Here is a 12,653-nt window from a genome sequence, read left to right as displayed (position 1 = left end):
GCTGACGTCTTCGCGAGCAAGCCCGCTCCCACAATGATTACCCGGTATGCCCGAGCAACCGATCCAACTGCTCCTGCGCGCGACGGCTGAAAATGGCCATCAGCTCGCTCACGGTGTGGGGCGGTGGCTCATCGGCGCGGGTGATCGCGTACAAGGTGATCGGCAGCGGTGGCGCCAGGGGGCGGATGGCGGTGGTGCCGGGCGAGGCGCCGAGGGCGGTGAACGGGTCGATCACCGTCAGCCCGGCGCCGGATTCGACCATGGCCCTGGCCAGTGAGTAGGTCTGCACCGCGATGCTCACCCGGGGCGGTGGCTGGACGTTTTCCAAGTAGCGGTCCAGGCGCGTCGACAGCGGATCGCTGCTGGACAGGCCAATGAACGGCGCGTCGCTCAGGGCCATCAACGGCAGTGGCGTGCCGACGTCTTTATCCGGCCAATAGCCGATTGGCGCCAGGGCCACCAGCACCCCGGATGCCAGCGCCTGGGCCTTGAGCCCCGGGTGATCGGGCAATTGCAGGGTCAGGGCGACGTCGATTTCGCGCATCAACAGGTTCTGCACCAGTTCGCGGCTGTGGGCGCTCGACAGTTCGCAGACGATATCGGGGTAACGCCCGGTCCACTCATGAATCGCCGGTGGCAGCAGCGACAGGGCCAGCGCCGGTGTCGCGCCGAGGCGCACGCTGTGGCCCGGTGCGCGGCGCAGGCTCTGGGCCAGGCGCCGCACCCCTTGCAGGCTTTCGGTGACTTTGTCGACTTCGCGCTCCAGCTCCAGCGCCTCGGGCGTTGCCTGCAACTTGCCCCGCACCCGCAAGAACAAGGGGAACCCCAGTTGTTGCTCGGCGTGCTGCAGGACCTTGGTCACGGCCGGCTGGGACACGTGGAGCAATTGCGCGGCCGCGCTGACGGAGCCGGTCTGGCGGATGGCCTGGAAGATCTCGATGTGGCGAAGGCGCATGAGCAGTCCATAACCTTTGTTTATGGGTTAGCCATCTTTATTCATTGTTCGCCACCTGTCACCTGGCCCTAATCTCGGACATGTCTAAACAACGCTTTAAGGACTGACATGGCTCAGCGAGTTTGTATCATCGGCGGTGGTGTGATCGGCCTGGCGTCGGCCTATGCGCTGGTGCGCGAGGGTTTCGAGGTTACGCTGGTGGACGCCCGCGATGACCTGGGCAGTGAGGCCAGCTTCGCCAACGGCGGGCAGTTGTCCTACCGCTATGTAACGCCGCTGGCCGATGCCGGCGTGCCGAAGCAGGCCCTCGGCTGGATGCTGCGCGGTGATTCGCCGTTGAAGCTGCGCCCGCGGTTCGACCCGGCGCAATGGCGCTGGATGGCGGCCTTCCTCGGCGCCTGCCGCCGTTCGGTCAACCGCCAGAACGCCGCGCATCTGCTGCGCCTGGCGTTGTTGAGCCAGCGCACCCTCGCGCACTGGCGCGAAGAGCCCGGGTTCGGTGACTTCGCCTGGCGGTGCAACGGCAAGCTGGTGACCTTTCGCGACCCCTACAGCTTTGAACATGCACGCCAGAGCCTGGCCGACTCCCGGTTGCAGTTGGTGTTGTCGCAAACCGAGTGCGCCAGCCTGGAGCCGGTACTGGCCGGCGCGGGGCTGGTGGGCGGCATCTACACGCCCGATGAAGAAGTTGGCGATTGCCATGCCTTCTGCCTGCGCCTGGTCGAACAACTCAAGGCTTCGGGGCGTTGCCAGTTCCTGCTTGGGCGCGCCGTGACCGGCATTCGCCATGCCAACCGCACGGTGCAGGCCATTGAGTTGGGCACGCAGGTCGTGCCCGTGGAAAAGCTGGTGATCGCGGCCGGTTACCGCAGCGGCGCGCTGGCCTTGCCGGGGCTGAAGTTGCCGCTGTATCCGCTCAAGGGCTACAGCCTGACGGTACCGATTGGCCCTGAACACCGGGCGCCGGAGCTGAGCATCACCGACTATGACCGCAAGATTGTGTTTGCCCGCCTGGGCCAGCAACTGCGCGTGGCGGCGATGGTCGACATTGTTGGCTTCGACCCCTCCCTGGACCCCAAGCGCCTGGCCCTGATCAAGCGCCAGGCCCGCGACACCTTTCCCCTGGCCGGCGACTACGACGGCGCCGTCGAGTGGGCCGGCATGCGTCCGGCGACGCCGAGCGGCGTGCCGCTGGTCGGGGCCACGGCCTACAGCAATCTGTGGCTCAACCTCGGCCATGGTGCGCTGGGGTTCACCCTGGCCTGCGGCAGTGCGCAGGTGCTGGGCGAGTTGATCAGCCAGCGTCCACCGTCCATTGGCCTCGATGGCCTGATGCCGCGCGTGGCCTGACTTTTTCCCCTTAATCTGGAGCGTCCCATGAACATCACCCGTATCAACGTCAATCCGCGCCTGTCGGGGGCCGTGACCCTGGCGGACCTGGTCTTCCTCTCCGGCCAGGTGCCGGGGGACAGCGTCGATATCCACCAGCAGACCCGCGAAGTGCTGGCCAAGATCGACGCCCTGTTGGCCGAAGCCGGCAGCGACAAGGATCATCTGCTCAGTGCGACGATCTACCTCAAAGACATTGGCCGGGATTTTGCCGCGATGAACGACGTCTGGTCCGCGTGGTTGTCGCCGGGCCAGGCACCGACCCGCACCACCGTACAGGCCGAACTGGCCCGTGCGCAGGTGTTGGTGGAAATCACCGTCATTGCCGTACGCCGCTGAACACTTACCCACAACGGAGAATAACAATGCATAAGATCACGTTGCTCGGCTGCACCCTGGGCCTGCTGCTAGGCGCTCACGCCCAGGCCAATGAGGCGTCGCTGGGGCCTACCTTGAGTAAAATCGCCGGTAGCCACGCCATCACCCTGGGGTATCGCGACGCCTCGGTGCCGTTCTCCTACGTGGGGGATAACTCGGGTCGGCCGATGGGCTATTCGGTGGAGCTGGCGGCAAAGATCGTCGAACGGATCCAGCAGAAGCTGGCGTTGCCCGAGCTCAAGGTGAAGTACAACCTGGTGACCTCGCAAACCCGCATCCCGCTGGTGCAGAACGGCACCGTCGACCTGGAATGTGGCTCCACCGGGGTCACGGCCGAACGCCAGAAGCAGGTGGCGTTCTCCTACGGCTTCATCTACGTCAAGGGCCAGTTGCTGACCGCCAACGACAGCGGCATCAAGGGCTTTGACGACCTGCGCGGCAAGAACGTGGTGACCACTGCCGGCACCACCAATGAGCGCTACCTCAAGAGCTACAACGTCGAGAACAAGGTCAACATGTTCGTGATCAGCGCCAAGGACCACGGCGAAGCCTTCAAGATGCTGGAGACCGGCCGGGCCGCGGCGTTCTACATGGACGACGCGCTGCTCTACGGCGAACGCGCCAAGGCCCGCGACCCGCACAAGTGGGTGGTGGTGGGGCAAGAACAGTCGCGTGAAATCTACAGCTGCATGGTGCGCAAGGATGATCCGCAGTTCCTCGCGCTGGTCAACGGCACGCTGGCCGACCTGTACAGCTCGGGGCAAATCAACAGCATCTACCAGCGCTGGTTCGAGCAGCCAATCCCACCGAAAGGCTTGAACCTGGAGTTCCCGATGACCGCCGAACTCAAGGCCATCATCGCCAAGCCGACGAGTGATCCGGTGGAGTAAGCCACCAATCCCCATGTGCGGGCTTGCCCGCGCCCACCGTTTTGATTGGGTTTGCCAGGTGGGGTTAGAAGTCGCCCCACAACTGCTGGGCCACCGCCAGCGCCACCACCGGCGCGGTCTCGGTGCGCAGCACCCGTGGGCCGAGGCGGGCGGCATGGAAGCCGGCGCCTTGGGCCTGTTCGACTTCACCCTCGCTCAACCCACCTTCCGGGCCGATCAGGAACGCCAACGTTGCCGGCTTGGCGTGGCTCACCAGCGGCTCGGCCACCGGGTGCAGCACCAGCTTGAGGTCGGCGTCGGCCTGCTTGAGCCAATCGGCGAGCAGCAGCGGCGGATGAATCACCGGCACCCGTGAACGACCGCATTGCTCGCAGGCGCTGATGGCCACCTGGCGCCAGTGCTGCAGGCGTTTGTCGGCGCGCTCGTCCTTGAGCCGCACTTCGCAGCGGTCACTGAAGATCGGGGTGATCTCATTCACGCCCAGCTCCGTGGCTTTCTGGATCGCCCAATCCATCCGCTCGCCCCGGGACAAGCCCTGGCCGAGGTGGATCTGCAGCGGCGACTCCACTTGCCCGGCAAAGCTTTCGGTCAGCGCCACGCGCACGCGCTTCTTGCCCACCTCCGCCAGCGTGCCGCGAAACTCTTGGCCGGAACCGTCGAACACCTGCAACGCATCGCCTTCGGCCATGCGCAGCACGCGGCTGATGTAGTGCGCCTGGGCCTCGGGCAGCTCATGCTCGCCAAGGCTCAAGGGGGCATCGATAAAGAAGCGGGACAGTCTCATGCGGGGTCTCTGTAAAGGGTGTGAATCATCTGAATCGGTTGTCTGACGGCACGACCCCTGTGGGAGCGGGCTTGCTCGCGAAGAGGTCGTCTCAGCCGACATTGATGCTGACTGACACTGCGCTTTCGCGAGCAAGCCCGCTCCCACATTAGGGAGTAACTGCGACGGTTAGCCCGGATCGCGGAACCCCGGGTGGAAGTCCTTCGGCACCGCGACGCTGACCGAGTCACGGGTGGCGATGTCGATGCCTTCGCTGGCCACTTCGGCCAGGAAATCGATCTGCTCGGGGGTAATGACATACGGCGGCAGGAAATACACCACGCTGCCCAGGGGGCGCAACAGCGCGCCACGTTCCAGGGCGTGCTGGAACACCTTCAGGCCACGGCGCTCCTGCCAGGGATAGGCCTCTTTGCTAGCCTTGTCCTTGACCATCTCGATGGCCAGCACCATGCCGGTCTGGCGCACTTCCGAGACATTCGGGTGATCGACCAGGTGCGCGGTGGCGGTGGCCATGCGCTGGGCCAGGGCCTTGTTGTTTTCGATCACGTTGTCGTGCTCGAAAATATCCAAGGTCGCCAGCGCCGCCGCACACGCCAGCGGGTTGCCGGTGTAGCTGTGCGAATGCAGGAAGGCCCGCAGGGTCGGGTAGTCGTCATAGAACGCGCTGTACACCTCGTCCGTGGTGACGCAGGCCGCCAGCGGCAGATAGCCGCCGGTCAGGGCCTTGGACAGGCACAGGAAGTCTGGACGGATCCCGGCCTGCTCGCAGGCGAACATCGTCCCGGTGCGGCCGAAACCGACAGCGATCTCGTCATGGATCAGGTGCACGCCGTAACGGTCGCAGGCCTCGCGCAGCAACTTCAGGTACACCGGGTGATACATGCGCATGCCGCCGGCGCCCTGGATCAGCGGTTCGACAATCACGGCCGCGACTGTGTCGTGGTGCTCGGCCAGGGTTGCCTCCATCGCCGTGAACATATGGCGCGAGTGTTCTTCCCAGCCCATGCCTTCGGGGCGAAGGTAGCAATCGGGGCTCGGCACCTTGATGGTGTCCAGCAGCAGCGCCTTGTAGGTTTCGGTGAACAGGGGCACGTCACCAACCGACATCGCGGCCATGGTTTCGCCGTGGTAGCTGTTGGTCAGGGTGACGAAGCGCTTCTTGTTCGGTTGGCCGCGGTTGAGCCAGTAGTGGAAGCTCATCTTCAGCGCGACTTCGATGCACGATGAGCCATTGTCGGCGTAGAAGCACCGGGTCAGGCCTTCGGGCGTCATCTTGACCAGGCGCTCGGACAACTCGATCACCGGCTGATGGCTGAAGCCGGCGAGGATCACGTGTTCCAGTTGATCGACCTGGTCCTTGATCCGCTGGTTGATGCGCGGGTTGGCGTGGCCAAACACGTTGACCCACCAGGAGCTGACGGCGTCGAGGTAGCGTTTGCCTTCGAAGTCTTCGAGCCACACGCCTTCACCGCGCTTGATCGGAATCAATGGCAGCTGTTCGTGGTCTTTCATCTGGGTGCAGGGATGCCACAACACCGCGAGATCGCGCTGCATCCACTGGTTATTCAAGCCCATGTCTATTCTCCTCGAGACCGCTCGCGACGCGCGCGGGCAAACAATCGCGCAAGCCTATGCAATCAAAGGGATGCGGACAACCTATTGTGGTGTTTTCACGTGCCTGCAGTGACGAGCGTGCCACGCTGGGGGGCACGGCCGGTGGGCTGAACGGTAAGTCTGCCCAATGGTTAATCTTTCCTTAACCATCGGGCTTCAGACTATTTATCGGTTTTCTCGATAGTTCAAAGCGAAAAATTCCGCTTTAATTCGATAGATAACGGGTTAGTCTTGGTCGCAGTTCTTACAGGGTCTAAGCAATGCAGCTACGTAACGCTCCATCTCGCTACGGCTGGATCAGTATTTTTATGCACTGGGGCGTGGCCTTGGTGGTGATCGGTCTGTTCGCCCTGGGTTTGTGGATGGTCGGGCTGGATTACTACAGCACCTGGCGCAAAGACGCCCCGGACCTGCACAAAAGCATGGGCCTGGTGCTCTTTGCCGTGATGCTGCTGCGGGTGTTGTGGCGCTGGATCAGTCCGCCGCCGCCGACCCTGGCCAGCTACAGCCGCATGACTCGCCTGGGTGCCAAGCTCGGTCACGGGTTCCTGTACATCGCGTTGTTCGCGGTGATGATTGCCGGTTACCTGATTTCCACCGCAGACGGTGTCGGGATCCCGGTGTTTGGCCTGTTTGAAGTACCTGCGCTGATTTCCGGTCTACCGGAGCAGGCAGACATAGCGGGTGCGATCCATCTGTACCTGGCGTGGGCACTGGTGATTGGTTCCGGTCTCCATGCGCTGGCAGCATTGAAGCACCACTTTATCGACCGTGATGCGACCCTGGCGCGAATGCTGGGCCGCAAAGCCTGAAGTTCAACCTCGACTCCAAGGAATAGAAAGTATGTTGAAGAAGACTCTCGCCGCTCTGGCAATTGGTACTGCGCTGCTGTCGGCTGGCCAGGTAATGGCCGCTGACTACGTTGTCGACAAGGAAGGCCAGCACGCTTTCGTTGACTTCAAGGTCAGCCACCTGGGCTACAGCTTCATTACCGGTACCTTCAAGGACATCGACGGCACCTTCAGCTTCGACGCTGCCAAGCCGGAAGACGCCAAGATCGCGTTCAACGTGAACACCGCCAGCGTGTTCACCAACCATGCCGAGCGCGATAAGCACATCGTCAGCGCGGACTTCCTGAATGCAGGCAAGTTCGCCAAGGCCACGTTCGTCTCCACCAGCGTCAAGCCGACAGGCAAGAACGCGGCTGGCGAGGCCACTGCCGATGTGGCGGGTGACCTGACCATCGCCGGCGTGACCAAGCCCGTCGTGGTCAAGGCCACCTTCCTGGGTGAAGGCAAGGATCCATGGGGCGGCTACCGTGCCGGCTTCGAAGGCACCACCGTCATCAAACGTTCCGATTTCGGCAAGCAGAAAGACTTGGGTCCAAAGTCCGACCAGGTTGAACTGTACGTGACGTTCGAAGGCGTGAAAGCCAAGTAATGCTTCGCCTGTAGGCGCGAAGGCTGCATGGGTAATGCCGCCGTCAACAGGGTGAACCCATCGCAGGCAAGCCTCGCGCCTACCCAAAGCGCATAAAAAAACGCCCCGGCTCGTGAGAGTCCGGGGCGTTTTTCATGGCGCTTGAAAAATCAGCGGTTGCGGGTTAGCAAGGCTGGTTTTTCACCGCGTGGGCGGCTTGGCAGTTGATCGAGCTGCTCAGGTGTCGGAAAACGGTCGGTCTTCGACTCCTTGTGGATGATCTTCGGTGCCGGGCCGCCGCGCGGGTTTTGTACCGCAGGCTCCTGCAGCGGCTGATCGTCACGGGCCGGGCGGCGATTGCGCGACTCTTCGCGACGGGCCTGGCCGTCACGCGGGGCACCATTGCGAGGACCGCTGCGCTTGGCCGGCGGGGTGCCGGTGCTGGCGCCGCTGCTGTTGCGTGGACCGTTCTGGCGACCTTGTGGCTGGCCGGTGCGTGGTGCACCTGCGCCTGCACCTTGCGCCGGAGCGCCCGGGCGACGGCCGCGACCCTGGGCCGGCTTGGCCTGGGGTACGTAGTCGACGCGGTTGCCGAAGTTGTCGACGTCGTCGTCGAGGAACTCGTCCGGTGCGCGGTCAGCGGTGGCGCGTGGCGCCGGGCGCTGCTGTTCACGGGCCGGAGTGCCTTCACGAGGTTTTTGCGCAGGGCGTTCGCCACGGCTGGCGGCAGGTTTTTCCTTGCCGCCTTTGTCCTTGCCTTTGTCCTTGCGACCGCCACCACCGCCGCCGCCATTCGGGCCGTCACCACGCGGGCCACGAGGATTGCGCGGGTTACGCACATCCGGACGCTCGCGCACTTCGGGTTTCTCGGCTTCTACGGCGCTGGAGTCAAACCCCATCAGGTCGCCATCGGCGATCTTCTGCTTGGTCATGCGCTCGATGCTTTTCAGCAGTTTTTCTTCGTCCGGGGCAACCAGCGAGATCGCCTCGCCCGAACGCCCGGCGCGGCCTGTACGGCCGATACGGTGCACGTAGTCTTCATCGACGTTCGGCAGCTCGAAGTTGACCACGTGGGGCAACTGGTCGATATCCAGGCCGCGGGCGGCGATATCGGTGGCGACCAGGATGCGCACCTGACCGGCCTTGAAGTCGGCCAGGGCTTTGGTGCGCGCGTTCTGGCTCTTGTTGCCGTGGATCGCCACGGCGCTCAGGCCGTGTTTGTCCAGGTACTCGGCCAGGCGGTTGGCGCCGTGCTTGGTCCGCGTGAACACCAGCACCTGTTCCCAGGCACCGGCGGTGATCAGGTGGGCCAGCAGCGAGCGCTTGTGGGCGGCAGGCAGGCGGAACACACGCTGTTCGATACGCTCGACCGTGGTGTTGGGCGGGGTGACTTCGATGCGTTCCGGGTTGTGCAGCAGCTTGCCGGCCAGGTCGGTGATGTCCTTGGAGAACGTCGCCGAGAACAGCAGGTTCTGCCGTTTGGCAGGCAAGCGCGCCAGGACCTTCTTCACGTCATGGACAAAGCCCATGTCGAGCATGCGGTCGGCTTCGTCGAGGACGAGGATTTCCACATGGGACAGGTCGACGCTGCCTTGGCCGGCCAGGTCGAGCAAACGACCCGGGCAGGCTACCAGTACGTCGACGCCACGGGCCATGGCCTGAACCTGGGGGTTCATGCCAACGCCGCCGAAGATGCAGGCACTGACGAACTTCAAGTCGCGGGCATAGAGCTTGAAGCTCTCGTGCACCTGGGCGGCCAGTTCGCGGGTTGGGGTCAGGACCAGTACGCGCGGTTGGCGTGGGCCATGGCGCTGGGACTTGTCCGGGTGACCGTTGGGGAACAGACGCTCAAGGATCGGCAGGGCAAAGCCGCCGGTCTTGCCAGTACCTGTCTGCGCCGCAACCATCAGGTCGCGACCTTGCAACACGGCGGGAATGGCCCGCTGTTGCACTGGAGTAGGCTGCGTGTAGCCGGCGGCTTCGATGGCGCCGACTAAAGCCTCGGAGAGACCGAGGGAAGCAAAGGACATGAGTAATCCTGTTTTAGTTAGGGCTTGGCCCAATGGGATAGTCTTGCCTGGCGCGAATGGCGTTTAAGAATGAGCGCAATCGCGTCCGGTCCTGCTGGGGCCGCAAGGTTCATCGTCGAGTGCCCGCGCGGGCTGAAAAGCTGCGCTGTAGCGAGTCGGGATGCCTTTAATCGTACCGAGCGTCCGGGCGTAAGCCTGGCGGGAAGGCCGGAGTATAACAGAGCAATCACTGCGCGCTGCTTTCCTGCTGCTCAACGGTTTTTTCTTTGCTGGCTTGAACCGGTGTCGATTGGGCGGCAACGACAGGCGTTGCGCCATACCGGGCGCTGAGTTGGGCATACGCCGGCTCGCGCTTGAAGCGCTTGAGCTCGGCAGCGAAGCGTTGCACCAGCAGGTCCATGCCAGCCCGGCGGCGTACGGCCAGGAACTGGGCTTCATGGCTGATGAGGGTGGGGCTTTCGCTGATCTGGTCGCGTAGCTTCAGGCTGTCGAGCAAGGTCTGGCCCACCCGGCGATCGGTAATCAGCAGGTCGATACGTCCAAGGGCCAGCTTGCCGAAGTTGGCTTCGTGAGTCGGCGCCGGCTCGCGGGTGAATAGCGTCGAGTCACGAAAATCCTCGCTGTACAGGTAGCCGGGCGAGGTGCCGATGGTCAGGCCGCGCAGGTCTTCGAGGGTGCGGAAGGGGTGCGGCCGGGCATTGGCGTAGAACATCACGAACTCGACGTGCGACAGTGGTTCGCTGGGATAGAGCAGGGTGACTTCGCGTTCATTACTGTGGAAGATGTCCAGTGCGCCGTCGGCCAGGCCCTGGTCGAGCATCTGCAGGCAGCGCTTCCAGGGCAGGAATTGCCATTCGACTTCGATCCCCAGGCGCTGGAAGACGATCGCCGTGGCTTCATAGTCCAGCCCGCGTGCCTGGCCGTTTTCTTCGTAGACGTAGGGTGCCCAGGGCTCGGTGACAATGCGCAGCTTCTCGGCCCGGGCGGTGAGGCTCAGGCACAGGACAAGCAGGGCGGTCAGCAGTTGGGCAATGGCGGGCATCGCTGGAGATTACGACGAGACTCGATGAAATAGCTAGAGGCGCTCTAGCCCGAGCTTCAGTCGTCTTTTCCCTGCGCCAGGTGTAGGTAGATAGCCTTGCGGCGTTGCCCCAGCACCAGCCGATTGATCGGGTGGTTGAACCAGCGTTCCAGTTGCGGGTTCGGCAGCGGCCGCTTGAGACGCTTCTCAAGGTTCTCGCGGGCTTTTTCCCACCAGACCGGCGTACACGCCTGGTCGAACGGGTTGGGATGGCGGTAGCAGCCGTAGAGGATTTCGCGCATGAACTGGCGCTGCTGGCGGGGCAAGGCCAGGGTTGCCAACTTGAACAGCAGGCGCTGGAAGGTGGGCGGGCGCGGCAGGGTTGGCGTGACCAGGGCGGTCTCGTCCAGGGCCAGGGCGCTGATCGGATCGGCGCCGTGCTTGTCCAGCCAGGCCTGGATCTTGGCGCGAAACAGCTGTTTGCGGCTCCAGTAGTGGTGGATCAGGTCGGTGCATTCACGCACCTGCTTGGTGCGGTAGGCGGCCACGGCCAGGCAAAACTCTTCGAGGGTGTAGGCGCCCTTGGCCAGGGGGTAGAACTCGTCCATCAAGGCAATCGATTGTTCGAGGACGTCGGCATCCTCGCGATAAAGCCCGATTACCCCGGAATTGAGCATCGGCATCTGGTCGTCCGCCAGTTGCCGCGCTTGAAGCTGCGTCGCCAGGGTCCGGTAGAGCAGCGCCTGCTGGTCGATGCCATAGGGCGCGCCGATGGCGTTGCACAGCAGCGTGCCAGGGGCCACGCGTTGGAACAGCTCCAGCGGCGAGCACTGGAAGAACGTGTCGGTGTCGATCAGCAGGGCCAGTTCGGACTCGGCCAGGACCTGTTGCATGACCACGTGCTTGGCCCGGAAGTGATAGCCGTGGGGGGCGATCCATTGCTGGCGCGTGCTTTCGTCGAACTCGCGGACCCGCACCGGCAAATCGCGATAAGGCGCCGGGTTGTCGGTGAAGACCTGGATGTCCAGTGCCTGCCCCGGTGTCTTGCGCATACCCGCCAGCGCACTGGCGATACTGAACACCGCCTCCTGGTGGTAGGTATTGGCCCCGTACACCAGATAGATCAGTTGCGGGGTAGGAGTGGCGCGCGGGGTCGACATTTATTGCGTTTCCGGGTGAGGGAGAATAAAAAAAGGCCCTGGTTTTCTCCAGAGCCTGTTTTCCTGAATGCTACACCTGCGTTAACGAGGTAGCTTCAGATTGTTCCAGATAGCCAGGCTAGGTTCAGCTTGGTTCAGGGTATAGAAGTGCAGCCCCGGTGCGCCGCCCTGCAACAAACGTTCACACATTTCCGTGATCACCTGGGTGCCGAACGCTTGGATGCTCTCGGAGTCATCGCCGTAGGCTTCCAGCTGCTTACGGATCCAGCGGGGGATCTCTGCACCACAGGCATCGGAGAAGCGTGCCAGCTTGGTGTAGTTGGTGATCGGCATGATGCCCGGCACGATCGGAATCATGACGCCCAGCGCCCGTACACGTTCAACGAAGTAGAAGTAGCTGTCGGCGTTGAAGAAGTACTGGGTGATCGCACTGTCGGCGCCAGCGTTGGCCTTGCGCACGAAATTGGCCAGATCGTCTTCGAAGTTGCGCGCTTGTGGGTGCATTTCCGGGTAAGCGGCGACTTCGAGGTGAAAATGATCAGCCGTTTCTTCGCGGATGAATTCAACCAGGTCATTGGCGTAGCGCAACTCGCCGCTGGCCATGCCCATGCCTGAAGGCAGGTCACCGCGCAGTGCGACGATACGTTTGATGCCCGCCGCCTTGTACTCGTTCAGCAGGCTGCGCAGGTCGTCCTTGCTGTCGCCCACGCACGACAGGTGCGGTGCGGCCGGTACTTTGACTTCGCTTTCTAGCTGCAACACGGTGTTGATCGTGCGATCACGTGTCGAGCCGCCGGCACCGTAGGTGCACGAGAAGAAGTCGGGGTTGTAGGTCGCCAGTTGACGGGCAGTGGCGAGCAGTTTTTCATGCCCAGCATCGGTCTTGGTCGGGAAGAACTCGAAGCTGTAGCGACGGTCTTGGGACATGGTCGGATCCTTGGAAACTCAAAAGCCTGTAAGGCATGCACCGTCTGTGTGGAGGCGGGGGTGCTCGCGAACGCGGTGCAACAGCC

General features: G+C 63.1%; 12 protein-coding genes. 5 read left to right on the top strand and 7 right to left on the bottom strand.

The annotated features are described in order from the left end of the window. Positions 1 to 37: 37 nt before the first annotated feature. Positions 38 to 955, bottom strand: a complete 918-nt coding sequence (locus tag BMW74_RS10380; RefSeq protein ID WP_093418135.1) for a LysR family transcriptional regulator — start codon at positions 953 to 955, stop codon at positions 38 to 40. 108 nt (positions 956 to 1,063) lie between these two features. Here BMW74_RS10380 and BMW74_RS10375 point away from each other — a divergent pair, with 108 nt between their 5' ends. From BMW74_RS10375 to BMW74_RS10365, 3 genes are read left to right on the top strand one after another with little or no spacing between them, the layout of a single operon-like run. After that, positions 1,064 to 2,305, top strand: a complete 1,242-nt coding sequence (locus BMW74_RS10375) for a D-amino acid dehydrogenase (RefSeq protein ID WP_093418130.1) — start codon at positions 1,064 to 1,066, stop codon at positions 2,303 to 2,305. A 27-nt stretch (positions 2,306 to 2,332) separates the two neighbouring features. Continuing rightward, positions 2,333 to 2,683: a RidA family protein gene (locus BMW74_RS10370; RefSeq protein WP_093418124.1), complete on the top strand. Its 351-nt coding sequence runs from the start codon at positions 2,333 to 2,335 to the stop codon at positions 2,681 to 2,683. A 26-nt stretch (positions 2,684 to 2,709) separates the two neighbouring features. Next, positions 2,710 to 3,612 carry a transporter substrate-binding domain-containing protein gene (locus BMW74_RS10365; protein ID WP_093418119.1) on the top strand — a complete coding sequence of 301 codons (903 nt, stop codon included), beginning with the start codon at positions 2,710 to 2,712 and terminating at the stop codon, positions 3,610 to 3,612. A 64-nt stretch (positions 3,613 to 3,676) separates the two neighbouring features. Here BMW74_RS10365 and BMW74_RS10360 read toward each other — a convergent pair whose 3' ends face one another. Then, the gene (locus tag BMW74_RS10360; protein ID WP_093418116.1) at positions 3,677 to 4,396 is read right to left on the bottom strand and encodes a 16S rRNA (uracil(1498)-N(3))-methyltransferase; all 720 of its coding nucleotides are present in this window, start codon (positions 4,394 to 4,396) and stop codon (positions 3,677 to 3,679) included. Between the two features lie 168 nt (positions 4,397 to 4,564). Then, positions 4,565 to 5,971 (bottom strand): adenosylmethionine--8-amino-7-oxononanoate transaminase, encoded by a 1,407-nt coding sequence (locus tag BMW74_RS10355; protein ID WP_093418111.1) that lies wholly within the window; start codon positions 5,969 to 5,971, stop codon positions 4,565 to 4,567. A 299-nt stretch (positions 5,972 to 6,270) separates the two neighbouring features. On the opposite strand from BMW74_RS10355, the gene BMW74_RS10350 reads away from it, so the two are divergent. Together BMW74_RS10350 and BMW74_RS10345 are read left to right on the top strand one after the other, a co-directional pair. After that, positions 6,271 to 6,822: a cytochrome b gene (locus BMW74_RS10350; protein WP_093418106.1), complete on the top strand. Its 552-nt coding sequence runs from the start codon at positions 6,271 to 6,273 to the stop codon at positions 6,820 to 6,822. Positions 6,823 to 6,853: 31 nt separating this feature from the next. Further along, the gene (locus BMW74_RS10345; RefSeq protein WP_093418101.1) at positions 6,854 to 7,450 is read left to right on the top strand and encodes a YceI family protein; all 597 of its coding nucleotides are present in this window, start codon (positions 6,854 to 6,856) and stop codon (positions 7,448 to 7,450) included. Positions 7,451 to 7,599: 149 nt separating this feature from the next. Here the strand turns inward: BMW74_RS10345 and BMW74_RS10340 are convergent, their stop codons facing one another. From BMW74_RS10340 to metF, 4 genes are all read right to left on the bottom strand, one after another. Next, positions 7,600 to 9,459, bottom strand: a complete 1,860-nt coding sequence (locus BMW74_RS10340; RefSeq protein WP_093418097.1) for an RNA helicase RhlE2 — start codon at positions 9,457 to 9,459, stop codon at positions 7,600 to 7,602. Between the two features lie 226 nt (positions 9,460 to 9,685). Then, positions 9,686 to 10,501, bottom strand: coding sequence for a substrate-binding periplasmic protein (locus BMW74_RS10335; RefSeq protein WP_093418091.1), 816 nt, complete (start codon positions 10,499 to 10,501; stop codon positions 9,686 to 9,688). Positions 10,502 to 10,557: 56 nt separating this feature from the next. After that, positions 10,558 to 11,640: a hypothetical protein gene (locus BMW74_RS10330; protein ID WP_093418086.1), complete on the bottom strand. Its 1,083-nt coding sequence runs from the start codon at positions 11,638 to 11,640 to the stop codon at positions 10,558 to 10,560. A gap of 81 nt (positions 11,641 to 11,721) precedes the next feature. Then, entirely contained in the window at positions 11,722 to 12,567 is an 846-nt protein-coding gene (gene metF, locus BMW74_RS10325; protein WP_093418082.1) for a methylenetetrahydrofolate reductase [NAD(P)H], read from the bottom strand. Positions 12,568 to 12,653: the final 86 nt, after the last annotated feature.

The organism is Pseudomonas sp. ok272 (assembly GCF_900109995.1).
GTDB lineage: Bacteria > Pseudomonadota > Gammaproteobacteria > Pseudomonadales > Pseudomonadaceae > Aquipseudomonas.
This window is presented reverse-complemented; position numbering and strand designations above follow the sequence as displayed.

Excerpts from the sequence above, each read along its gene's own strand:
- BMW74_RS10380 (WP_093418135.1), bottom strand. The coding sequence starts at position 955 with ATGCGCCTTCGCCACATCGAGATCTTCCAGGCCATCCGCCAGACCGGC.
- BMW74_RS10375 (WP_093418130.1), top strand. The coding sequence starts at position 1,064 with ATGGCTCAGCGAGTTTGTATCATCGGCGGTGGTGTGATCGGCCTGGCG.
- BMW74_RS10370 (WP_093418124.1), top strand. The coding sequence starts at position 2,333 with ATGAACATCACCCGTATCAACGTCAATCCGCGCCTGTCGGGGGCCGTG.
- BMW74_RS10365 (WP_093418119.1), top strand. The coding sequence starts at position 2,710 with ATGCATAAGATCACGTTGCTCGGCTGCACCCTGGGCCTGCTGCTAGGC.
- BMW74_RS10360 (WP_093418116.1), bottom strand. The coding sequence starts at position 4,396 with ATGAGACTGTCCCGCTTCTTTATCGATGCCCCCTTGAGCCTTGGCGAG.
- BMW74_RS10355 (WP_093418111.1), bottom strand. The coding sequence starts at position 5,971 with ATGGGCTTGAATAACCAGTGGATGCAGCGCGATCTCGCGGTGTTGTGG.
- BMW74_RS10350 (WP_093418106.1), top strand. The coding sequence starts at position 6,271 with ATGCAGCTACGTAACGCTCCATCTCGCTACGGCTGGATCAGTATTTTT.
- BMW74_RS10345 (WP_093418101.1), top strand. The coding sequence starts at position 6,854 with ATGTTGAAGAAGACTCTCGCCGCTCTGGCAATTGGTACTGCGCTGCTG.
- BMW74_RS10340 (WP_093418097.1), bottom strand. The coding sequence starts at position 9,459 with ATGTCCTTTGCTTCCCTCGGTCTCTCCGAGGCTTTAGTCGGCGCCATC.
- BMW74_RS10335 (WP_093418091.1), bottom strand. The coding sequence starts at position 10,501 with ATGCCCGCCATTGCCCAACTGCTGACCGCCCTGCTTGTCCTGTGCCTG.
- BMW74_RS10330 (WP_093418086.1), bottom strand. The coding sequence starts at position 11,640 with ATGTCGACCCCGCGCGCCACTCCTACCCCGCAACTGATCTATCTGGTG.
- metF (WP_093418082.1), bottom strand. The coding sequence starts at position 12,567 with ATGTCCCAAGACCGTCGCTACAGCTTCGAGTTCTTCCCGACCAAGACC.